This window comes from Sphaerospermopsis torques-reginae ITEP-024, from assembly GCF_019598945.1.
In the GTDB taxonomy this organism is placed as follows: Bacteria; Cyanobacteriota; Cyanobacteriia; order Cyanobacteriales; family Nostocaceae; genus Sphaerospermopsis.
In genome coordinates this window covers 891,478-913,142 of sequence record NZ_CP080598.1, presented here as the reverse complement: position 1 = coordinate 913,142, position 21,665 = coordinate 891,478, and the positions used below count along the sequence as shown (strand labels likewise).

Annotated in this window: 20 protein-coding genes; 7 read left to right on the top strand and 13 right to left on the bottom strand. The window is 38.4% G+C overall.

Annotated features, from left to right (window positions below):
* Positions 1–309: 309 nt before the first annotated feature.
* Both K2F26_RS04260 and K2F26_RS04255 read left to right on the top strand, forming a co-directional pair.
* Positions 310–879 carry a thermonuclease family protein gene (locus tag K2F26_RS04260; protein WP_220610484.1) on the top strand — a complete coding sequence of 190 codons (570 nt, stop codon included), beginning with the start codon at positions 310–312 and terminating at the stop codon, positions 877–879.
* A gap of 62 nt (positions 880–941) precedes the next feature.
* A complete protein-coding gene (locus K2F26_RS04255; RefSeq protein ID WP_220610483.1) occupies positions 942–1,598 on the top strand; it encodes a polysaccharide deacetylase family protein in 657 nt (218 codons plus the stop codon).
* A gap of 282 nt (positions 1,599–1,880) precedes the next feature.
* Here K2F26_RS04255 and K2F26_RS04250 read toward each other — a convergent pair whose 3' ends face one another.
* The 4 genes from K2F26_RS04250 to K2F26_RS04235 form a co-directional block, all read right to left on the bottom strand.
* Positions 1,881–2,657, bottom strand: a complete 777-nt coding sequence (locus K2F26_RS04250; protein ID WP_220610482.1) for an ABC transporter ATP-binding protein — start codon at positions 2,655–2,657, stop codon at positions 1,881–1,883.
* Between the two features lie 46 nt (positions 2,658–2,703).
* A complete protein-coding gene (locus K2F26_RS04245; RefSeq protein WP_220610481.1) occupies positions 2,704–3,702 on the bottom strand; it encodes a FecCD family ABC transporter permease in 999 nt (332 codons plus the stop codon).
* A gap of 164 nt (positions 3,703–3,866) precedes the next feature.
* The gene (locus K2F26_RS04240; protein ID WP_220610480.1) at positions 3,867–4,091 is read right to left on the bottom strand and encodes a type II toxin-antitoxin system HicB family antitoxin; all 225 of its coding nucleotides are present in this window, start codon (positions 4,089–4,091) and stop codon (positions 3,867–3,869) included.
* A 161-nt stretch (positions 4,092–4,252) separates the two neighbouring features.
* Positions 4,253–5,791 carry a phytoene desaturase family protein gene (locus tag K2F26_RS04235; protein WP_220610479.1) on the bottom strand — a complete coding sequence of 513 codons (1,539 nt, stop codon included), beginning with the start codon at positions 5,789–5,791 and terminating at the stop codon, positions 4,253–4,255.
* A gap of 87 nt (positions 5,792–5,878) precedes the next feature.
* Here K2F26_RS04235 and K2F26_RS04230 point away from each other — a divergent pair, with 87 nt between their 5' ends.
* Positions 5,879–6,682: an ABC transporter ATP-binding protein gene (locus K2F26_RS04230; RefSeq protein ID WP_220610478.1), complete on the top strand. Its 804-nt coding sequence runs from the start codon at positions 5,879–5,881 to the stop codon at positions 6,680–6,682.
* A 182-nt stretch (positions 6,683–6,864) separates the two neighbouring features.
* Entirely contained in the window at positions 6,865–8,466 is a 1,602-nt protein-coding gene (locus K2F26_RS04225; RefSeq protein ID WP_220611770.1) for an MlaD family protein, read from the top strand.
* Positions 8,467–8,544: 78 nt separating this feature from the next.
* Here the strand turns inward: K2F26_RS04225 and K2F26_RS04220 are convergent, their stop codons facing one another.
* On the bottom strand, positions 8,545–8,841 hold the full coding sequence (locus K2F26_RS04220) for a DUF3288 family protein (protein ID WP_220610477.1): 297 nt from the start codon (positions 8,839–8,841) through the stop codon (positions 8,545–8,547).
* Positions 8,842–9,086: 245 nt separating this feature from the next.
* On the opposite strand from K2F26_RS04220, the gene K2F26_RS04215 reads away from it, so the two are divergent.
* Entirely contained in the window at positions 9,087–11,537 is a 2,451-nt protein-coding gene (locus K2F26_RS04215) for an ATP-dependent Clp protease ATP-binding subunit (protein WP_220610476.1), read from the top strand.
* 319 nt (positions 11,538–11,856) lie between these two features.
* Complete coding sequence (locus K2F26_RS04210) at positions 11,857–12,495, top strand: histidine phosphatase family protein (RefSeq protein WP_220610475.1); 639 nt, start codon at positions 11,857–11,859, stop codon at positions 12,493–12,495.
* A 75-nt stretch (positions 12,496–12,570) separates the two neighbouring features.
* Here the strand turns inward: K2F26_RS04210 and K2F26_RS04205 are convergent, their stop codons facing one another.
* From K2F26_RS04205 to K2F26_RS04195, 3 genes are all read right to left on the bottom strand, one after another.
* Positions 12,571–14,427, bottom strand: coding sequence for an AAA family ATPase (locus K2F26_RS04205; protein ID WP_220610474.1), 1,857 nt, complete (start codon positions 14,425–14,427; stop codon positions 12,571–12,573).
* 54 nt (positions 14,428–14,481) lie between these two features.
* Entirely contained in the window at positions 14,482–16,350 is a 1,869-nt protein-coding gene (locus K2F26_RS04200) for an ArsA family ATPase (protein WP_220610473.1), read from the bottom strand.
* A gap of 66 nt (positions 16,351–16,416) precedes the next feature.
* The gene (locus K2F26_RS04195; RefSeq protein ID WP_220610472.1) at positions 16,417–17,097 is read right to left on the bottom strand and encodes a GvpL/GvpF family gas vesicle protein; all 681 of its coding nucleotides are present in this window, start codon (positions 17,095–17,097) and stop codon (positions 16,417–16,419) included.
* Between the two features lie 172 nt (positions 17,098–17,269).
* On the opposite strand from K2F26_RS04195, the gene K2F26_RS04190 reads away from it, so the two are divergent.
* Positions 17,270–17,587 (top strand): gas vesicle protein, encoded by a 318-nt coding sequence (locus tag K2F26_RS04190; RefSeq protein WP_220610471.1) that lies wholly within the window; start codon positions 17,270–17,272, stop codon positions 17,585–17,587.
* A gap of 172 nt (positions 17,588–17,759) precedes the next feature.
* Here K2F26_RS04190 and K2F26_RS04185 read toward each other — a convergent pair whose 3' ends face one another.
* The 5 genes from K2F26_RS04185 to gvpN all read right to left on the bottom strand — a co-directional run bounded on the left by K2F26_RS04185 (position 17,760) and on the right by gvpN (position 21,401).
* Positions 17,760–18,152, bottom strand: a complete 393-nt coding sequence (locus tag K2F26_RS04185; protein ID WP_220610470.1) for a gas vesicle protein GvpG — start codon at positions 18,150–18,152, stop codon at positions 17,760–17,762.
* Positions 18,153–18,241: 89 nt separating this feature from the next.
* Positions 18,242–18,982 (bottom strand): gas vesicle protein GvpF, encoded by a 741-nt coding sequence (gene gvpF, locus K2F26_RS04180; protein ID WP_220610469.1) that lies wholly within the window; start codon positions 18,980–18,982, stop codon positions 18,242–18,244.
* Positions 18,983–19,034: 52 nt separating this feature from the next.
* The gene (locus tag K2F26_RS04175) at positions 19,035–19,532 is read right to left on the bottom strand and encodes a gas vesicle protein K (RefSeq protein ID WP_220610468.1); all 498 of its coding nucleotides are present in this window, start codon (positions 19,530–19,532) and stop codon (positions 19,035–19,037) included.
* 109 nt (positions 19,533–19,641) lie between these two features.
* On the bottom strand, positions 19,642–20,202 hold the full coding sequence (locus K2F26_RS04170; RefSeq protein ID WP_220610467.1) for a gas vesicle protein: 561 nt from the start codon (positions 20,200–20,202) through the stop codon (positions 19,642–19,644).
* On the bottom strand, positions 20,199–21,401 hold the full coding sequence (gene gvpN / locus K2F26_RS04165) for a gas vesicle protein GvpN (protein ID WP_220610466.1): 1,203 nt from the start codon (positions 21,399–21,401) through the stop codon (positions 20,199–20,201). Before gvpN ends, K2F26_RS04170 begins: the two co-directional genes overlap by 4 nt.
* Positions 21,402–21,665 lie beyond the last annotated feature (264 nt).

Below are 21,665 nucleotides of genomic sequence, written 5' to 3'. Positions count from 1 at the left end.
TTGCGATCGCATTGTTTGTGAGAAATGCGGGATGAATAGGTTTCATAATCTTATCTTGATATGAAAGTTATGATTTAGTGGCTGAATCGTAGATTGCAGTTGCTAATACCGTTGATTTGAACCATATAAAATTATGATGATAACTATCTGCTCACAACGATTCATTTAGTATCAAATTTATACATTAACAGCCGGGATTGCCAAATCAGTAATATTGCTATGCACGAGACAAAAGGCAAAAGACAAGAATTTTTTAATTACCTTTTCCCTGTTACCTTATTCTGATAACTGAATAGTTTGGTGAGAGAAATGAATAAATTAATTAAAAAAATTATCATTGCTTTAAGTGCAGTTCTCATTGTTGTGAGTTTGATGGGATGTAATATTCTATTTGCTGGCTCTGGTGAAGTTGTAGAAAGGGTAAGTGATGGTGATACATTGGTGTTAAGAGGTGCAGATGATCAAAAATTTACAGTTAGATTTGCTTGTGTGGATGCACCAGAAATACCTCACACCAACAAAGAAAAAAATAGTAGGCGGGTTCGGGATATAAATCAATTTAATTGGGGAGTAAAAGCACAAATACGGGTACAAGAATTGGTGAAACAGTCAGGCGATCGCGTGAAGTTGGATATTATAGAAAGCGATCGCTATGGTAGAAAAGTTGCAGAAGTGCGATTAAAAAATGGTACTTTTATCCAACAAGTTTTGTTAGAAGAAGGTTTAGCTAAAGTTTATCGTCCTTATTTAAGCAAGTGTCCCAGTAAAGATATCATCCAACAAGCAGAAGCACAAGCACAACAGCAAAAGCTAGGAGTTTGGAATGATAGAAAATTTGTTGATCCTTGGGAATATCGGAAGTTTAGCAAGGCTAATTAACATGATGATAATTGAAAAAAATTAAATCTTAATTACGAATTATCAATTATCAATTATCAATTATGCAATTTGCACCTCTATTTCCGATAGTTTACCGCATACTTCAACCGACTTTTCCCCACTGTCTTTGGTGTGGAGATAGTAATAGTAAAAATATCGCACTTACTTTTGATGATGGACCCCATCCTCAATACACACCTCAAGTATTGAAAGTTTTAGAACATTACAACATTACAGCTAGTTTTTTTTGGTTAGGTGCTTGTGTTAACCGTTCACCCGATATTGCTAAAGCTGTTAAAGATAGAGGACATTGGATAGGGTTACATGGTTACGAACATCATTCATTTCCCACCCTGTCAGAAATTCAACTGAAACAGAGTTTAGAAAAAACCCAAATTGCAATTTATAATGCTTGTGAATTACAACCGCAACAACTGAGAGATGTACGTCCCCCTAACGGTTTTTTCACACCCAAAACATTACAATTATTTCAACAGTGGAATTATAGACCAGTAATGTGGAGTGTTGTTCCAGAAGACTGGGTGCGTCCTGGTATTTCTATTGTTGTTAACCGAGTTTTAAAACAAGTCCAAAATGGATCATTAATAGTATTACATGATGGAGTTTGTGGTGGACAAGATGTAGCAGAAACTATCAAAATTTTGATTCCCCAACTATTACAAAAAGGCTATGAATTTGTAACAGTTGATAAATTATGACAGTTATAGCAGGAGTCAGGAGTAGAAGAGGAAATAGGCAATTTTTTATTTTCTATCCTAGAAAGGAGAGGTTTGAAAACTGGGAGCATCCCAAATGTGTAAGTTTATTTTTTGTGCGAGGTAAAGACGTGAAATGAACGAACCACGTTCTGCGAAGCAGTTCCCGAAGGGAAGAAGGAAAAAGAGAGTTTTTGGTGTTGCTGCGGTTATTTTTTCCAAATTGGGATGCTCTCTTAAAAATTGAATACAATAATTGTCAATTATCAATTTTCAATTGTCAATTTATAAAGATGAAACTGCACAAACCTGTAAACCGACAGGAGTTTGAATAATTAAAGATTCAACACCAAAAACTTCAGAAATATTATTTGGATTTAACACATTTTCCGGTGTACCAACTTCCCAAATTTGACCTTGTTTTAATAAAGCAATTCTCGAACTATAACGAGCAGCTAAATTTAATTCATGTAAAACAGTGACGATAGTTAATTGTTGTTGGAGATTGAGATTTTTGAGTAATTCTAATAACTGAAGTTGATAATTGATATCTAAATAAGTTGTCGGTTCATCTAATAATAAAACCTTGGGTTCTTGTGCCAAAGCTAAAGCTAAAAAAGCCCGTTGTCTTTCACCTCCAGAGAGATTTTCTACTAGGCGATCGCTAAATTTTTCAAGTTGTGTTTTACTAATAGCAGATTCCACAATTTCCCGATCATTTCCTGTTAACTCCCATTGCCACCATTGTTGATGAGGAGTTCTACCCAAACTCACTAATTGACGCACAGTTAAACCAGCAGGAACAGGTTGTTGTTGTGGTAAAAAAGCTAACTTTTGAGCAACTAAATTAGGGGGTTGAGAATGAATAGCTTTACCATCAAGTAAAACCACACCACCTTGAGGTAAAAGAATACGACTAACTAACTTTAACAAAGTAGACTTACCCGAACCATTAGCACCAACTAAACTTAACCATTCTCCAGTTTGCAAAGACAAATTCACATCTTTAACAATGGGTAAAGCGGTGTAACCACCAGAGAGATTTTCTAATTCTAAAGGCATAGTTTTTAATTGATAATTGATAATTGATAATTGATAATTGGTAATTCTAACCTAAACCACCGGAACGATGATAAAGCAACCAAATAAACAGAGGAGAACCCAACAAAGCAGTTACCGAACCAACAGGAAGTTCCACCGCACCGAGTCGCGCTAATAAATCTGCAAACATCAATAACCAAGCACCAGCTAAAGCTGAAAAAGGTAAAACAAAACGGTTATCAGTTCCCACCATTAAGCGTACAGCATGGGGAACAAGTAAACCCACAAAACCAATTAAACCAGCAATACTCACAGCACCAGCAGCTAATAAAGTAGCCACACCACCAATTAATAAACGAGAACGTAATAAAGAAACACCCAAACCCACAGTTAACTCATCACCCAAAGCCAAAACATTGAGCGATCGCGCTAACAAACAACCACATAATAAAGCTACAATAATATAAGGACTAGCAGTAGAAATTTCTTGCCAACCGCGACCATTTAAACTACCAACCAACCAACTCAAAGCAATTTGTACCTGACCATCTTCAGCCATTAATAATAACGTACTTTGCACAGAACCAAACAAAGCACTAACAGCAACACCGCCCAAAATCAACCTTTCTACAGAAATTCCTCCCGGAGAACGACCGAGAAAAATTACAAGAGCAGAAGTCAAAATTGCCCCCAACCAAGCAGCAAAAGGAATAGCAATAGGGAACACCTGCAAAACAATCATAATAATCACAATTAACCCAGCACCCGCAGAAATTCCCAAGATAAAAGGGTCAGCCAAACTATTACGCAACATCCCCTGTAACAGTGCGCCAGACATACCCAAAGCCGCCCCTACAACCATCGCTGCAATAATTCTCGGAAGTCGTAAATCCCAGAGAATAGTTTGTTTAATCGGGTCGCCTTCTCTAATTAATGCTTGGTAAAAATCAACAAGATTGAAATTAACAGCACCTTGAGAAAGAGAGATAAAAAAAGTCAATCCCAAAGCACCAACCATAAAAATAATAGACCAGAATAGACGATGTTTAGTAAATAGATTCTGCATTGTTAGTAGTAAGGACTTCAGTCCTTTTATATTTTACAATAAAAGTATATCGAACCAAAAAATTAAACTCTTACTCTCTGCACCTCTGCGCCTCTGCGTGAAACAAAAAATTAATCAATGTTGGGTTTCATCACTTCAACCCAACCTACATATAAATTATTGAATTATGCCACCTTTAAAGACTTACCTAAAACCTGCGGTTCAGGAAGCGGTTCACCATCAGCCAAACAAGATTCAACCAACATTTCTAACACCTCCTGAGCATTTTTTAAAGCCTCCTCGTAAGTTTCCCCATGAGTACAAGGCTGCATTATATTAGTAAAATCAGGCAGTGAAACTACATAACATTCATCTTCTTGTGACCATTGAATAATAATCGTATATTTCATTCCTTTGCTTTATTTCCTTGAAACAAACTTGTTAATTTTGCATTTCTCTCTTTTTGCGCCTTTGCGTCTTTGCGTGAGAAAAATAACCCATCATCACCCACCCAAAATCTCTCTTAAATCTCTTTTCTCTGCGTTTTCTGCGTCTCTGCGTGAAATAAAACCTACAAAACCTCCAAAACCAGCCCCACATCAACCAAAGTATTCGCACACAAAATACCCGAAGCAGCAACAGCAGGAACACCAATACCCGGTAACGTACTATCACCAACCCGGTACAAACCCTTAACAGGAGTAAACATACTTGGAAACATCCCCTTACCAGCAGCTATACCAGGACCATAAGTACCCCGATAACGCCGCAAATAACCCGCATGAGTTAAAGGAGTACCAACCAACTCCAAAACCACACGCTCCCGAACATCAGGGATAACACGCTCCAAAGCTCGGTATAAACTTTGCGCCTTTTCCCGCTTCCGATTTTCATAATTATCATCCCGTTCCCATCCCGCAAAAGGTTCTAAAGTGTAAGCATGAATTACATGATTTCCTTCAGGTGCTAAAGACTTATCCCACACACTAGGAATAGAAATCATGCAAGTATTTCCAGGAACAGTAATATCCTGACTGCTATCATGCATGACCACATGATGACCGGTTAAATTTTCCAAACCATCAGCTTTAATTCCTAAGTGTAAGTGCATAAAACTATCAACTGCTGGTGTATCTAAAGCAGCTTGGCGATAACTTGCAGGTAAATCTTCAGGACGTAGCAAATTATTATAAGTATCCCAAAGAGTCGCATTAGAAATAACTATAGGCGCTCTTAAAATCTCACCCCTCTCTTCATAACTCATAGCCCCCCTTTTTAAGGGGGATTGGGGGGATCTCAATTTTACACCTACAGCTTTTCCCCCTTCCACCAAAATTTGCTCAACATGACAACCCAAACGCAACTCCCTACCAAAACGCTGTAAACCCCGTACCAAAGCATTAACAATAGCTTTACTACCTCCCACGGGATACTCAACCCCAGCGCGGGATCGTTCACTGAGCATAAAAGCTACTTCAGGGGCAATTGTTCCTTCAGCCTTTAAACCTGATAATAAAAAGCATTCCAGGTCAATTAGTCGCCTTACCCAAGGGTCTTTGATGGTAGCATCCATCACACTACCAACAGAACTTTGCACAATGGGCAAATTTAACAACATTTTACCCAAAGAAGGTAAATAACGTTGTAACAATAGAGGTATGACCTGCCAATCAGCCCGCAATGCTATGGTGGGAATATCTTTCATTGCGTCGTAAAGTCCCAAAAGACGCTGTTCAAACTGTTGAAATTCCTTAGCACCAGCAGGGGTGATTTTTTCTAATTCCTGACGGTAACGTTCAGCATTACTATAAACTGCAAAAGTGCCTTCAGGAAAATGATAATGTCCTAAAGGATCGTAAGGTATAACTGGGAGAGATTCGCCGATCGCATCGAGAATTTGTTTGAGAGGATTTAAACTTTGATCACCACTTAAACCACAATAAAAGGAGGGACCAGAATCAAACTCAAAACCACGTCTTTTAAAAGTGTGCGCTGCACCACCGGGAATAGTATGACTTTCACAAACTAAAACCCTTTTTCCATAACGTGCCAGTAACGCGGCCGCAGATAAACCACCGATACCACTACCAATTACGATAATATCTGTCATTAGTCATTAGTCATTAGTCATTAGACTATTTATATAATATCACCAATTACCAATTACCAATGACCAATTACCAATCACCAATCACCAATGACCAATCACCAATCACCCAAAAAAGAACCATTAATTGAACTAAGAGGTATTTCTAAATCCTTTGGTAAAAATAAGGTTTTAGATGATGTTGATTTGCAAATTTACAAAGGAGAAGCAATAGGAATTATTGGACCTTCGGGAACTGGTAAATCAACGATTTTAAGAATTATAGCTGGGTTATTACAGCCGGATGAGGGAGAAATTTATATCCAAGGGGTAAAGCGAGATGGTTTAATAGAAGATGGTGCTGATCCGGTAGGTATTGGGATGGTATTTCAGCAAGCAGCTTTATTTGACTCCTTGAATGTAGATGAAAACGTCGGTTTTTCATTGTATCAGAATACAAAATTGGAGCGATCGCAAATTCGCAAACTGGTTAACGAAAAATTAGAAATGGTAGGTTTACCAGGTATTGGTCATCTTTATCCCTCAGAACTATCGGGAGGGATGCGAAAACGGGTAAGTTTTGCGCGTGCAATTATGTCTAATCCCGAAAATCCCAAAGACAACCCAGAAGTTTTATTATACGATGAACCTACAGCCGGACTTGATCCTATTGCTTCAACAGTAATTGAGGATTTAATTCGCAATTTACAACATACACAAGGAGTCTGTAGTACCTACTGCATCGTTACCCACCAAGATAGTACCATTCGCCGGACATCTGACAAGTTGATATTTCTTTATCAAGGAAAAGTGCAATGGCAAGGTAAAGTAAGTGAAATAGATCATACTGAAAATTCTTTAATCAGACAATTTATGAGTGGTAGTATACATGGTCCAATTCAAGTTGCTGGTTGATAATATATTTCAGGAGTCAGGAGTCAGGAGTTCAGGGAGTCAGGAGTTCAAGGAGTCAGGATTCAGAATAAAAATAATTATTTCCTATTTTCTATTCCCAGTATTTACAAATTACAAATTACAAATTACAAATTACCAATTACCAATTACCAATCAGGACTATTTTTATGGAGCGCGAAAAAATGCGAGGTCTAATTAGTGGCTTCACTTCTACACGAACTTTTAGAGAAGGATCGGTAGGTTTATTAATCTTACTAGGTTTAGGAGCATTTGGGGTAATATTGCTATGGTTAAATAGAATCACGCCCGGAAGCAGTTCTTATAAAGCTGTGGTTGAATTTGCTAACGCTGGAGGAATGCAAAAAGGCTCACCAGTTCGTTATCGTGGTGTGAAAGTGGGTAGTATTTCTAGTATCAAAACCGGGGCAAATGCTGTTGATGTAGAAATTGAAATCAACGATCCTCAATTAAAAATTCCTGCTGATTCTAAAATTGAAGCAAATCAAAGTGGATTAATTAATGAAAGTATCATTGATATTACTCCACCACCTAATGCACAAGTTCCTCAAGATATTGCCAGACCATTAGATAAAGATTGTAATCCTAATTTGATTATTTGTAACCAATCTGCTAAATTAAAAGGTGAGATTGGAATTAGCGTTGATGAACTGATTAGAGAATCATCTGATTTTGCGGCTCAATATAATAATAAGGAATTTTACGACAACGTTAATCGTCTTTTAGTAACTTCTGCGAATGCGGCTGATAGTATTGCTAAACTCAGTCGAGAAATGCAAAGTGTCAGCAGAAGTTTTCAAGGACAATTAGGCACATTTTCTAATACTGCTGTCACCATACAAAGAGCAACAAATGAACTGACAACCACAACAACAAAAACCGCAAATCAATTAGGTGCAACAGCGAATGATTTTAGTACAACTGCCAAACAAGCAAGTAGATTATTAAATAACTTAGATGAGTTATTAACTACAAATCGTGCTGCTTTAGTTGGGACTTTAAATAATATTACCCAAACCAGTAACCAACTACGTCAAACAGTTGGTAGTTTATCACCTGCGGTTAATCGTTTAACAGAAGGAGAATTATTGAAAAATTTAGAAATTCTCTCTGCTAACGCTGCGGAAGCTTCTGCTAATTTAAAAGATGCTTCTAAAACTTTAAATGATCCGCAAAATATTGTGCTTTTGCAACAAACTTTAGACGCTGCTAGGGTGACTTTTGAAAATACCCAAAAAATTACATCTGATTTAGATGAACTGACAGGAGATCCGAAATTTCGGCAAAATCTTTTACAGTTGGTCAATGGTCTAAGTAAATTAGTATCTTCTACAGAAAATATGCAGCAACAAACCAAGGTAGCTTTTACCTTAGATGCTCTCAAAACCTCTATGAAGCAATCTGAAAATATCACACCTCAACCTACTCTCAAAGCTGCTTTACAGACACCTAAAGAAATTAAAAATAACACTAAAAATATCACTGCCACCCCAGAAATAAAAACTGTTGAAAAAAACAACAAAGTAGTAATTTTTAAACCCTCACCAACCACAGAAATAATCAAATTAAACACTCAAACAGAGTTATTACCACCTGTAGTTACTTCTGAACCATCTTCTCAAGAAAAAGCCTTAACTCCCACCTTACCTGCTGCTGTGGAAAGTTCTGAAAACATCCCCCAAAACCCCATTACACCTACTCCAAACTTATCCCAAGAACAGTTATTACAAAAGTTACGGGAGCATAAGGGGACAGGTGACAGGTGACAGGTGACAGGTGAAGAGGCAGGGGAGCAGGGGAGCAGGGAGCAGGGGAGAGTAAAAACCCAATTACCAATTACCAACTTAATTCCAATCTTCCTCTTCCTTCTTACCCCGACTTTTATAAATGCCTCCAACCTGATGTATTTCGCGGGTTTTGGCAAAAAGTTCCGCTTCCGTTAAACCCCAACGTTGCAAAACTTGATCTAAGCCTTGTTGAATGTCCCGTGCGCCAGGAAAGCCTTGATAGCGTATTCTCATCCGAGCTAATTCAGCTAAATTGTAATCTGTTGGCTCTTGAGAGAGTAAAATATCAATAAGGGGGCGATCGCGGTTGTAGAGTGGATGCTGTTGGTCTTTACTTGCGGAAGATTCTGTCATAAATTTTACCGATGATAGGATTTCACTTTACCCAAGTTGACAGGCTCAACAGTTGCCAGAATAGCCAAATTTTTAGCCATAACTGGCAAATGACGGCTACTACACCTGAGCTAATTACGGCTCTCACCACTGTCATCCAAGTTTAAATAAAGATACATTATCTTTAAGAAAATACAAGAAACTTTAGATCAGGGTGAACCTTTAAATCACCCAAAGTCCAAGCAGCAAGGGAGCAAGAACCCGCTATGTTTGAACACTTCACGTCCGAAGCCATCAGGGTAATTATGTTAGCTCAGGAGGAAGCACGCCGCCTGGGACATAACTTTGTCGGTACAGAACAAATTCTCCTGGGTTTAATGGGAGAAGGAACAGGGGTTGCTGCTAAAGTGCTGGCTGAGTTAGGCATGAACCTGAAAGATGCGCGTCGGGAAGTAGAAAAAATTATTGGTCGGGGTTCTGGTTTTGTCCCACCGGAAATTCCTTTTACACCAAAAGTCAAGAGTCTATTTGAGCAGTCCTTTAGAGAAGCTCATAGTCTTGGACACAATTACATAAACACTGAACATTTATTGTTAGGTTTAACTGAGGCGGGGGAAGGAGTAGCCGCCAAAGTATTGCAAAATCTCGGTGTTGACCTGCAAACTATCCGCAATGCCGTGATGAGTGTGTTAGGTGAAGATAACACGGTTTTTGCTGGTGGCGGACGCAATACCAGACGTAATCAAAATCTGAGTATAGAAGAATTTGGGCGTAATCTCACCAAATTAGCTCAAGAAGGTAGATTAGATCCGGTAGTGGGTCGGCAAAATGAAATTGAGCGCACTGTACAAATTCTCGGTCGTCGTACCAAAAATAACCCGGTGTTGATCGGTGAACCTGGTGTTGGGAAAACTGCGATCGCCGAAGGTTTAGCTCAACGGATCATTAACCAAGACGTTCCTGAAGTATTACTGGACAAAGAAGTAATTAGTCTGGATATGGGTTTACTGGTTGCAGGAACTCGCTTCCGGGGCGACTTTGAAGAACGTCTGAAAAAAATCATGGAGGAAATTCGCTCCGTCGGTAATATCATCCTGGTAATTGATGAAATTCATACCCTTGTCGGTGCTGGTGGTACAGAAGGCGGTTTAGATGCAGCTAACATCCTCAAACCAGCATTAGCTAGGGGTGAACTGCAATGTATTGGTGCAACTACCTTGGATGAATACCGTAAATACATTGAACGGGATGCAGCTTTAGAACGGCGTTTCCAACCGGTTTTGGTGGGAGAACCATCTGTAGAAGAAACCATTGATATTCTCTACGGTTTGCGCGGTGCTTATGAACAACACCATAAAGTTACCATTGCCGATGATGCAATAATAGCAGCAGCACAGTTATCAGATCGTTATATTAGCGATCGCTTCTTACCAGATAAAGCCATAGACTTAATAGATGAAGCTGGTTCTCGTGTGCGTTTACGTCACTCCCGCATCATCAACAACAAAGAAATGAAACTGCAACTGAAAAACGTCAGCAAAGAAAAAGCAGAAGCAGTCAGAGTTCAAGACTTTGGTAAAGCAAGTAAACTGCGTCAAGAAGAAATAGAACTGCAAACCAAACTCGATCTAGAAGAAAACCTGCAAACTCTCAACATTCCCAGCGTTGACGAAGAAGACATTGCCGAGATCGTCGCTTCTTGGACAGGTGTACCAGTAAATAAACTAACTGAATCTGAATCAGAGTTATTACTACATTTAGAAGACACCCTACACACACGCCTGATCGGTCAAGAACAAGCAGTTACAGCCGTTTCTCGCGCTATTCGGCGCGCCCGTGTGGGTTTAAAAAATCCTAATCGCCCCATCGCCAGCTTTATCTTCTCTGGTCCTACAGGGGTAGGAAAAACCGAACTAGCCAAAGCATTAGCGGCTTACTTCTTCGGTTCTGAAGATTCTATGATTCGCTTAGATATGTCCGAATACATGGAAAGCCATAATGTTTCCAAGCTCATCGGTTCACCTCCAGGTTATGTAGGCTACGACGAAGGCGGACAATTAACGGAAGCAGTGCGGCGCAAACCCTACACAGTGCTACTTTTCGACGAAATCGAAAAAGCGCACCCCGATGTATTTAATATGCTGCTGCAACTTTTAGATGACGGTCATCTTACGGATGCCAAAGGTCGGAAAGTAGACTTCAAGAACACCTTAATTATCTTGACATCTAACATTGGTTCTAAGGTAATTGAAAAAGGTGGTATGAGTTTAGGGTTTGAATTTGATAACCAAGCTAATGCAAGTTATCAACGTATCCGCAACTTGGTAAACGAAGAACTAAAGAATTATTTCCGTCCTGAGTTCTTAAACCGTCTTGATGAAATTATCGTCTTCAGTCAGTTGAACAAGGAAGAAGTCAAGCAAATTGCTGACATTATGCTGGGTGAGGTTGCTAACCGCTTAACTGAAAAAGGCATCAAATTAGAAGTCACAGCAGCCTTTAAGGAACTGGTGGTGAGAGAAGGTTATGATCCTAGTTATGGTGCTAGACCTTTACGCAGGGCTATTATGAGACTTTTGGAAGACTCCTTAGCTGAGGCTATTTTATCTAGTCAGATCATCGAAGGTGATACAGCTATTGTGGATGTTGATGATGATGGCCAGGTGAAGGTGAGGAAAGCAGAAACCCGCGAGTTACTGTTAACTAAAGTTGGTTAATTTTGAATAACATATTGACGTTATTCCGTTAATGGGGTAAAGGGAAAAGGTAAAGAAAAACCTTTAACCTTTACCCTTTATATATTGATAAGCTGTTACACAGCTAAATTGTATAATCATAATATTATGAACTCTTGTGGAACAGGCATCTTGCCCGCCAATCGTGTACCTCATTACAAAGGAAAGTGCTGTATATTGCTATTAGTCTTAAATTGACTGTTTTAACTAATCACTTTGTCCTGGTGTCACATATTCAATTGCAAGATTGATGGTAATTTATTTTTGCACAAATTCCTGATTACCAATTGCAATCAAACCTATGGCACTCAATTTATATTTACTGCGACATGGGGAAACAACTTTTAGTCAAAATGGCAATTTCTGTGGTGAAACCGATGCAGAATTGACAACCGCAGGAATACAGATGGCAGAAAGTTTTGCCGATGTTTATAAACAATTGCAATGGAAAGGGGTTTATGTTAGTCCCATGAAACGCACCATTGCCACTGCCAAACCATTTTGTGATGCGGTGGGAATAGATATGCAGGTGAGAGAAGGACTCAGAGAAGGTAGTTATGGTGCATGGGAAACCAAAAGTAAATCCTTTGTACAAGAGAACTACACAGAAAACTATATCAAATGGTTGTCAGAACCTGCTTGGAATGCTCCTCTAGGAGGAGAAACAGCCGTAGAAATTGCTAACCGGGCAATACCCGTGATTACTGAAATTATAGACAAACACCCAGAAGGTAATGTTTTAGTAGTTTCCCATAAAGCCACAATTCGGATTATACTTTGTAGCTTACTAGGAATTGATTTGGGATGTTATCGCTATCGAGTCAATATTTTAGTAGCCTCAGTCAGTAAAGTGAAATTTGATGTTAATGGTCCATTGTTGGAGATATTAGGCGATCGCTACCATATACCTGATCATATTCGCTCACGTCCAGGAACATAAACACACCTTACTTCTGACTCCCGGAGGTTAACAAAAAAAGTAGGGGCAATCCCCCGTGGTTGCCCCGATTTGCCTCTAGCTAACGGTTCGCTGCTCCATTAGAATTTGATAAGAATACTGGAAATCATCAAGAGTAATCCTAATAGCAGCCGGGTCTGTTTCCCCTTGGTCTCGAAAACGGCGAATTGCTTTCACAGCAGCCTGATTACACAGCAAAACTAAATCTGCTCCGTTCCAGCCCTCTGTCGCCTTAGCCCAATATTCTAGATCCACATCTAATAGAGGTCTGCCCTCAGTGTAGACTCGCAAAATTTCTAGACGGCTGGCTAAATCAGGTAAATCAACCTTGAGTTGCAAGTCTAATCTTCCTGCCCGTAATAAAGCAGGGTCAAGGGCATCAGGACGATTAGTAGCGCCAATCACTAAAATATTAGTTCCCGTCTCTAAACCATCCAATTCAGTGAGTAATTGCCCGACTACGCGGTTACTAACTCCCGAATCACCGGTGTAAGTTCCCCGTGCTGGAGCTAAGGTATCAATTTCATCAATAAATATGACACAGGGATCAGCTTGCCTGGCTTTAGCAAATAATTCTCGCACAGCTTGTTCACTAGATCCCACCCAACGAGTAAGTAACTCTGGACCATTGATACCAATAAAATTAGCTCTGGCTTGGGAAGCTACGGCCTTAGCTAATAAAGTTTTACCAGTTCCTGGAGGACCCCAAAGTAAGATGCCCCTGGGTGCTACGGCCTTGGTTTGGCGGTAAAGTTCTGGATACAGTAAAGCTCCTTCGACGGATTCCTGTAGGGTTCGCTTAATTGTCTCCAAACCACCAATATCTTCCCATTCCACATGGGGGACTTCAACTTCCATGCTACGAAGCACTGCTGGTTTGATTTCTTTGAGTGCTTGTATAAAATCCGATTGATTCACCGTCATAGTGTCAGGAACTTGCACATCAATCGAAGGAACTTGACGGCGTAAAGCGATGTAAGCTGCTTTTTGACATACGGCTTTTAAGTCAGCACCTACAAATCCAACAGTGCGATCGCTGATAAATTCCAAATTCACCGTATCATCCACAGGCATATTACGAGTCAGAACTTGTAATATTTCTTTGCGTCCGTTGTTGTCTGGAATGCGAAACTGAATTTCCCGGTCAAATCTTCCTGGACGACGTAGGGCTGGATCAAGATGGTCAGGGCGGTTAGTAGCTGCTAGAACAATCACCCCTTGAGTTTGGGTGAAACCATCCATCAAGCTTAATAACTGAGCAACTAAACGTTTTTCTACTTCCCCTTCCACTGCACTGCGATCTGGGGCGAGGCTATCAATTTCATCAATAAAAATAATACAGGGAGCATTTTTGGCGGCTTTTTCAAAGATACCTCGCAGTCTTTGTTCTGCTTCTCCGTAATATTTGCTGATTACTTCTGGTCCGACTAGAGCAATATAGTTAACTCCTAATTCCTCAGCCAAGGCCCTGGCTGTCAGAGTTTTACCGGTACCTGGAGGTCCTACCAACAGTACGCCATGTGTGGGTTCTAGTCCCAATTTAACCAGCAAATCAGGGCGTTTTAAAGGAACAGCAATTAGTTCTTTGAGTTCTTTGAGAACTTCACTCAGTCCGCCGATATCTTTGAGGGTCATACCGGAATTAGAATCAGGTGGTATGATCGGCTCTGATGAACCTGCATTAGCGGCTGGAGAGGAAGGAGAAGGAGAAGCAGAAGGAGAGGAAGGAGTGCGGATCCGACTAGTCCCTATATTGCTACTACTCCCACGGGGAATATTGCCTGTTCTGGGAATACTACTGAGGGATCTTGTGTTAAACTGCACATCAGTTTTCACTTCTCCACTGTCAATTTTTTCTTCTAACGTCTTGACCAATTCTATGAACTGCTCAAATCCTTTGAATAAATCACTCATGACATCCCTTTCTAAAATGAACTTGCAAAAATATTGTTGCGGCTAAATTGTTCTTTAATTGGAGGTTAGTTCCTCAAATGCAAATAAAAGATCAGCCGCGCCTTTAATTCGGTCTATTGGTTCTACCGACCTGGGTAATTGAGGCAAACGAATAATCGTTTGTTCTGAAAATAATCCCTGATTGATTTCTGAATTTTGAGTGTAGCGATTTTGCACCACATAGCGTTGTTGAATTCCCATTTTTTTCAGAGATTCTGTTAAGCGGATATGTTCAGCTATAATTGCTTCCTCTGCCTGAATTACACCTATAAATTGGGTGTGTTTGGGGTCTTTCAATTTCTTTTGAGCTTGGATAACTTGTTGGCGCAGATTACGTAGCCGTCCAATGAAATCAACTCGACCCAAAACGTCTTGATATTTCATCCATAGCTTAAATATCCAAGATAACCAATCTCCTAAAGCTGAGGGCATTGCTAAGAATTGTAGCAGATGACCTGTAGGAGCAGTATCTAAAATAATCAAATCTTGCTGGTTACTTTCTAATAAATTTATAATGGTAATTAGGGATAGCATTTCATCAATTCCTGGTAAAGCTTGAGACATGATCTGTCTCCAAGCCTCTGGCAGATAAGCCATATTGACATTTGTGTCTGTTGCTGTTCCTTCACCACTAATCATATCCGCTAATTCCCAAAGATAATCAGTACGAAACTGATCTAATATTTTGTCAGCATCAATTTCTTGTCCGCTTAAATTAGGAGCTAATAATTTGGCCTGATGCCCTAATTTTTCTCCAAATGCATCTCCCAAAGAATGAGCAGGATCTATGGAAATAACACGAATTTTTTGCTCAGGATAATGATTGGCAAAAGCCCAACCCATTGCTGCTGATACTGTGGTTTTGCCGACTCCGCCTTTGCCGCCGACAATAATTAGTTGACATCCTGCTGCTAAAAAATCACTAAAGCTTGGTGGTATTCTCACTGGCCATGTAATGACTGGAGCCGATACTAGTTCAACTTGCTCAATTTTTTGAATTTGTGCGGCTAGATGATCTAATTCTAAATTACCTAATGGGGCTGATGGCTGTTGTGGGACAATAAAAACTGGTTGATTTTGGGAAATATTTAAGAACTTTTGTAGGTATTTTTCCTGCTCTGCATAACGATCTGGATCTATATTGGCATCTGTCAAAATTCGATTGATTAATATTCCTGAGTAGGGAACATCTAAGGTTTTTAACTGTTCTAAAAATCTCTCTGTTTCTGCCAAACACATCGGTTCAGCAATGGCAATTACTAAACAACCTGTAAAGTGATTATCTTGTAGTAGTCTTCTACCTTCTGATAATTGAAATTTGAGATCAGCTAAAAAGTTGTCAACTTCATCACGGGTATAACTACCTGTGAAAGTTTCTGTGATCACTTGATGCTTCTTTTGGAATAATTCTAATGAATTTAAAATTACATCTAGAAAATCCTTTAAGCGCAATAAATTCAAGGTATGTCCAGAAGGTGCCATATCAACTACTATGCGATCAACGCTTTTGTCTGATAGTAACCTTTGTATTTCTAGTAATCCCATCAGTTCGTTTAAGCCGGGCCAGTTTAAATCCCAAACTGGGGCTAAATCTTCTCCATCAGCTAAACTTCCTCTTTCCACTAATAGTTCTAAAAATTGACTATATTTTGCCCTAAATTCTAATAGCAGTTTTTGAGCATCTAAAGCCTGAATACTCAAATTGGGTAAATCTGCTATTGGTGCAGCATCATCTGTCACTTTTGCAAGTAATACATCTCCTAAAGAATGTGCCGGATCTGTGGACAATAATAAGATTTTTTCTTCCGGGAACTTTGTCGCCCAATAACGCGCAAAACAGCAAGACATGGTGGTTTTACCGACTCCGCCTTTGCCGCTAAACATAAGTAAATTAAGTGAATCGTACTGGTTCATAATTTTCAAAATCAATCAAATAATAGTTAATAAGCATTAAATAAAGTGGTAAGGTGGAAGACTATCTCCCAAAGATAAATCCCAACGTGGGCAAGCTTTTTGCCAACTTAAAAATTGTTCTAAAATTAATTTTTTATCTGGAGAGCTAACCAAAATATAAATTCTTACTTCTTCTTGCTTGTCTTGAATAACTATTGGCAATTGATGTACATTTCTGATGACATCAATTAAGTTCTGTTTTTCTATATCTTGAGCAATAGCAAAGTTTTGTCTATTTTGATATTGTTGTTTTTTAGCTAAAAAGTAATTCCTGCCTTTTTCCGTAAATGGTTCTGTTTCAGGTAAGGAATTAGGAATTAGTTTTAAACAAAATTCGACTTTACCTTTGATTTTTGCTAGCTGTTTGCGATATTCTTGACTATGCAATTCTAGATAGTTAAGTAGTTTCGTTTGAGACTTAAAACAAGTGCCAAATCTTAATGGTAAAATTGTAATTTGCTCAAAAATTTCACAAATAACTCGATCATGACATAAAGCCATCTGGATAATTTCAGCATCATTTTTTTGGCAAGAGTCTAAATATATCCCAGGCTCGACAATAGCAGAAAGTTGAGTACCATTAATCAAAACTACTTGACTAGCAATTCCTTGTGGTAAGGTTAGGGGAAAGCTAGGAGTTTCTAAAAAAGCATAAGTGTAAAAGTTTTCTAATTCCATCTTTTTTCCATAGAAACATACAACCAATTACTGACAAATTTTTAATAATTATTAAAACCTTCTTAAAACTTTATATTTTCTGAATTTATAAAAAAAATCTATTATTTGAGTATTTAGGCGTTTACAATTGAATAAAAATAGTTATAATGTTGAAAATATTTAGGTACTTTTCATGAAAAACATTCGCAATCGTGGTTTGATCAGGGCTAAAGTTAGTACGATGCCTAGAAATAAATCAGATGCTTCAAGTCAATTAGAGCTTTATAAAATGGTGACTGAAAAGCAACGTATCCAACGAGAGTTATATGGAATTAAAGAAAGAGTGTTTGTACTCCAACAACGGTTAGATGTTCTAAATCATCAGATCGAAGAAACGGAAAAAACCATTCATAAATTACGTCAACCTCACTCAACAACTGTTCAAAATATATCTCAGAAAAAGGAAACTAGTGAACCGCATAATTACCACACTTTTGAGATTGAATATTAATTTTTGTTTAATTTTTAACCCGCTAATGCGGGTTTTCTACTCTTATCTTCAAGATAATTGCCAGGTAAGTAGACGTTGTCATTACCAGTAAAGGGTTTGAAGATTGTCAGAGATTATAGCAGGTAAACAATAATCTATGCAATCTAGCCATCATCAGGATTGTACTGATAATTTAGACAAGCTGTAATTCTTCAACTTCAGCATCTCTGCTGGCTTCCTCTTCCAACGCTTGAATTTTTAAAAGAATTTCCTCTTCTTGAGCCTCAAATTCTTCTTCACTAATTTCGCCGAGATCGAAGGCAAGCTGTAATTCTTCAGCTTCAGCATCTCTGCTGGCTTCCTCTTCCAACGCTTGAATTTTTAAAAGAATTTCCTCTTCTTGAGCCTCAAATTCTTCTTCACTAATTTCGCCGAGATCGAAGGCAAGCTGTAAACTTAATAATCGTTTATGCAAATTTTCTTGAGCATCAAACTCTGTATTTGTACGCTCTTGGATTTTCTCTGCAATCCAGACAACTCCACTAATGGGTCCAGTTATGGGTGCTAGTAAAATTTTCATTAACATATTGATAAATCCTATTGAGTTGTTAAGTTATTTTCAGCAAAAATCAACTTTTTAACATCACAGTTTTGGGCTGCCAGAAATTAGGTTGGCTACTCAGAAACAAGCTGTGCGAATGTGTAGGGAGCAGTAAAATTATTGTAACGAATACGTAGGCGATCGCCAAATTTCTGATCAATAGCTTCCACGCGCTCACTAAATACAGATTCGCTGTTCCAAGGAATGAGAAATGCAGCATTGTATATCATTTCTTCATTCATCGGTTCACTTTCTATCACCTCTGTTGCTAAAGGATTTAATTCCTCCAAGAAAGCTTGAATTACAGCTTCTTTACGAGCCTGCAAATTACTTTCAATTAACTGCCCAATACCAATAATCTCTTCCATGCTTAAGTTTTTCCCTTCCATCTTGTCCCGCTGCTGTTTTAAATCTGGATTAGATTCCATCATTGCTTGGACTTCAGACTTAGTATTCCAAAGAATCTTAATACTTACTTCTCTTTGTCCTGCTAACTTGCTAAATAATTCTTCTAACTGCTGCTTATATAGTTGAATAAGTTGTCTATTAATTTCTTCCCAATCTTTAACAACTAATCCAAAGCGCAAAGGTAGAAGCGTATGAAATCCCGCCTTCATTGCTTCTTCTAAAACTCTTTCATGAGCCAATAAATTTCGGCGAGAAGCTAAATATTTTTCTTGACAAGCTTCTGAATATAAAAAAGTAAATCCATCAACTACTTGACTCTGAACAGTTTGTCCATCTAATCCTTTAAGTTCCAGAGAATTAGGAATTGATTCAGGGAAAATACCGTACAAATAAAGACCAAAATTCATAATCTGCAAATTAATTAAACTCTATTTAAACTTAAACTCTATTTTACGAATCCTATGTTTCTTCTGATTTAATTGCTCCAATTGGTTTGGAGGTCAGAACTAACTGCAATTTAGCATGAATCAGATCCAACTCAGCTATACCTATATCTATTTCACCCTCTACAACAATTCCCGTATTTAAAAGCCGATCCAGTAATTCCAATATAGAAGGATTGTTACTAGGTTCTCCTGGATAATAAGATCCTGGAGGAGGCAAAAGAGTACCAAAATCTCCTAAATTTACATTTAACTCATCTGGATTAATTTCAAATATTTCACACAAATGTAAAATTTGCTCTTCCAACTTTTGTAAACTTTCTGCTGCTCGCTCCAACTCTGATTCGCTCAAGCATTCTTGTTCCATCCGCCGAATTACTTGAGCTTCCATTAGTTGACGCACCAATTCTAGTAACGTCAACAATAAAGGAGCTAAACCCGCTTCATTCTTGGATTTAGAACCAGTAGTTAGTAAATCTTGAGAATTATTAATTGGAGTGTCAACCATGTCCATGATGTCATCTAAAACTTTAAGTTTTTTTCACTAAGTTTTTTCACAATGATTAAAATTTCAGGAGTTCCAGTTTTGATTAATCTAAATTTGGATAACTCCTAAATTGCAATTAGACATCAACGGGGGGATCTATGGATAACAATGATATACTTTCTTGCTCTATTTCCCCAGAAATATTTTCCGTATTAGCTAAAGTCAATTGCTCCTCTTCTATGACAGATTCCTCCTCTTCTTCTATGGTGTTATCTATGGATAATGGTATCACTTTTTGCTTCTCTTCCTCAAAACTAGCTTCCGTATTAGCTAAGGTTAGTTGCCCTTCTTCTATTGCTGATTTCATTACGTTCATTTGCGCTTCCAAGCTCTCTAGGCGCTGTTGGAGTCGTTGGTTTTCTTCAACCAGACTTTGCGCCTTAGTGCTGAGATAAGGGTCATTTTCCCACCAATTGATACCCATCTCTTTAGCTTTATCAACGGAGGAAATTAACAAGCGAATACGAATATGTAGAAGTTCGGTAGAAGCAATAGATACAGATATATCACCAGCAATGACAATACCTTTATCTAAAACTCTTTCGAGAATGTCCGCCAAAGTCGAACCTTGGGTAGATGTGGTAATAGTTCGACTTGGGTTTGTTTGACGTGTTGGCAATATTGGGGTAGAAGTCACGAGTGATTCAACTCTTGAATAGTATAAAGACCATTAACTTTGTTAACCAAAGACTTTTGCTTTAAAGAATGAAGAGCATTGAATATTACATTCTTGTCTAGATTCAAAGCTTTTTGCAGTCCATTTATTCCTTCACTTTTATGCTCAGTTAAGTAATGATAAACTTCCTTCTCAAAAGGAACTATATTTTCTAAATTTTCTAAATCAGTGTTAGGCTGGGAAACTTCATTTAGAGAATTACCGTTATGAAACTCCTCATCTACATTCATAATCTCTAAAGCCTGGGCTACGCTTGTAGAAGTCTGATTCAGCAAATCTACCAAAATAGATGTACACTCGCTGATAGATAAATTTGTGCGGTTGAATAAAATATCCATAGCAATATCCCGAAAATTCTCATTTTCTGCTGTTGCTACAATACCGTTATCTGCACAAACTTTACCAATCATTAAACAAGACCGCAAGCCGGAAGTTTTTTCAGCCCCTGTAGCCTGACGAAATGATTTAACTAAATGCACGATAAAATAAGCAGATTCTCTATCTAGATTCGTTTTCTGAATTAATATCTCAGTTTGAGTCAACTCGTCTGGTTCTGGCATATTAATAGTTACCAGTCTATCCATTAAAGCATCTTGTGTAGAGTGAACGCCGCAATACTCTTCTGGATTAGAGGTAAAAATTACCCGAAACTGGGGATTAACATTTAAATATTCTGGTTGATTACTACTAGGGGGAAGACTGATAATTTTTTCTTCTAAGGCTGAAAGCAAAACGTTATTAACTTCAGGACGTGAACGATTAAATTCATCATATACCAATGTAAATCCTTCCCGACAAGCTAAAGTTAGTCGAGAATCTACCCAATTCTGTCTGAATTCGTCTTCGATTTTTACAACACTGTGAATATAATTATCGAGTAACTTTTTGTGAGTGTATCCTGATTCACTTCCAATCAAATCTGAACTCTTAAATTCGTCATCTCCAAACAATAACATTACTGGCCTGTCTAAACAATGAGCCAAATGCAGAGCTAAAGTAGTTTTACCTGTTCCAGCTGGACCCCGTAAGTGAATAGGAAAACCTGACTTGAGATAAAGTAAAGCCCGAGATGCTACTTTTTCAATAGCAGGTGTCACCACAAACTGCCCTGGGCGAACTCGAAGAACTGCTCTTTTCTGATTCATATTCATGATAGTCATAAATTCACGATAGTTGGAAAATAACTTGGAAAGAAGGGAAAAAGATTGCTATCTTTTTTAATTGGAATGTGCTAGAGTTAATCTATATAGTTTCCAGCAGAGAGCTTAGTTATATAACTGTAGTCAAGTTATTTTTCCAGTAGCTGTTGTTTTTAGCTTGACTAAGGTGTAAACTGAGACTATCATTGTTTAACGCCAAAACTCATTGTTGATTTTTATTATTCACCCCCTGATCTTCACAGTTTTACAACTATTGGATTAGGG

Bases quoted from the DNA above. Each gene is read 5' to 3' on its own strand.
- K2F26_RS04260 (WP_220610484.1), top strand. From the start codon at position 310: ATGAATAAATTAATTAAAAAAATTATCATTGCTTTAAGTGCAGTTCTC.
- K2F26_RS04255 (WP_220610483.1), top strand. From the start codon at position 942: ATGCAATTTGCACCTCTATTTCCGATAGTTTACCGCATACTTCAACCG.
- K2F26_RS04250 (WP_220610482.1), bottom strand. From the start codon at position 2,657: ATGCCTTTAGAATTAGAAAATCTCTCTGGTGGTTACACCGCTTTACCC.
- K2F26_RS04245 (WP_220610481.1), bottom strand. From the start codon at position 3,702: ATGCAGAATCTATTTACTAAACATCGTCTATTCTGGTCTATTATTTTT.
- K2F26_RS04240 (WP_220610480.1), bottom strand. From the start codon at position 4,091: ATGAAATATACGATTATTATTCAATGGTCACAAGAAGATGAATGTTAT.
- K2F26_RS04235 (WP_220610479.1), bottom strand. From the start codon at position 5,791: ATGACAGATATTATCGTAATTGGTAGTGGTATCGGTGGTTTATCTGCG.
- K2F26_RS04230 (WP_220610478.1), top strand. From the start codon at position 5,879: ATGACCAATCACCAATCACCCAAAAAAGAACCATTAATTGAACTAAGA.
- K2F26_RS04225 (WP_220611770.1), top strand. From the start codon at position 6,865: ATGCGAGGTCTAATTAGTGGCTTCACTTCTACACGAACTTTTAGAGAA.
- K2F26_RS04220 (WP_220610477.1), bottom strand. From the start codon at position 8,841: ATGACAGAATCTTCCGCAAGTAAAGACCAACAGCATCCACTCTACAAC.
- K2F26_RS04215 (WP_220610476.1), top strand. From the start codon at position 9,087: ATGTTTGAACACTTCACGTCCGAAGCCATCAGGGTAATTATGTTAGCT.
- K2F26_RS04210 (WP_220610475.1), top strand. From the start codon at position 11,857: ATGGCACTCAATTTATATTTACTGCGACATGGGGAAACAACTTTTAGT.
- K2F26_RS04205 (WP_220610474.1), bottom strand. From the start codon at position 14,427: ATGAGTGATTTATTCAAAGGATTTGAGCAGTTCATAGAATTGGTCAAG.
- K2F26_RS04200 (WP_220610473.1), bottom strand. From the start codon at position 16,350: ATGTTTAGCGGCAAAGGCGGAGTCGGTAAAACCACCATGTCTTGCTGT.
- K2F26_RS04195 (WP_220610472.1), bottom strand. From the start codon at position 17,097: ATGGAATTAGAAAACTTTTACACTTATGCTTTTTTAGAAACTCCTAGC.
- K2F26_RS04190 (WP_220610471.1), top strand. From the start codon at position 17,270: ATGAAAAACATTCGCAATCGTGGTTTGATCAGGGCTAAAGTTAGTACG.
- K2F26_RS04185 (WP_220610470.1), bottom strand. From the start codon at position 18,152: ATGTTAATGAAAATTTTACTAGCACCCATAACTGGACCCATTAGTGGA.
- gvpF (WP_220610469.1), bottom strand. From the start codon at position 18,982: ATGAATTTTGGTCTTTATTTGTACGGTATTTTCCCTGAATCAATTCCT.
- K2F26_RS04175 (WP_220610468.1), bottom strand. From the start codon at position 19,532: ATGGACATGGTTGACACTCCAATTAATAATTCTCAAGATTTACTAACT.
- gvpN (WP_220610466.1), bottom strand. From the start codon at position 21,401: ATGACTATCATGAATATGAATCAGAAAAGAGCAGTTCTTCGAGTTCGC.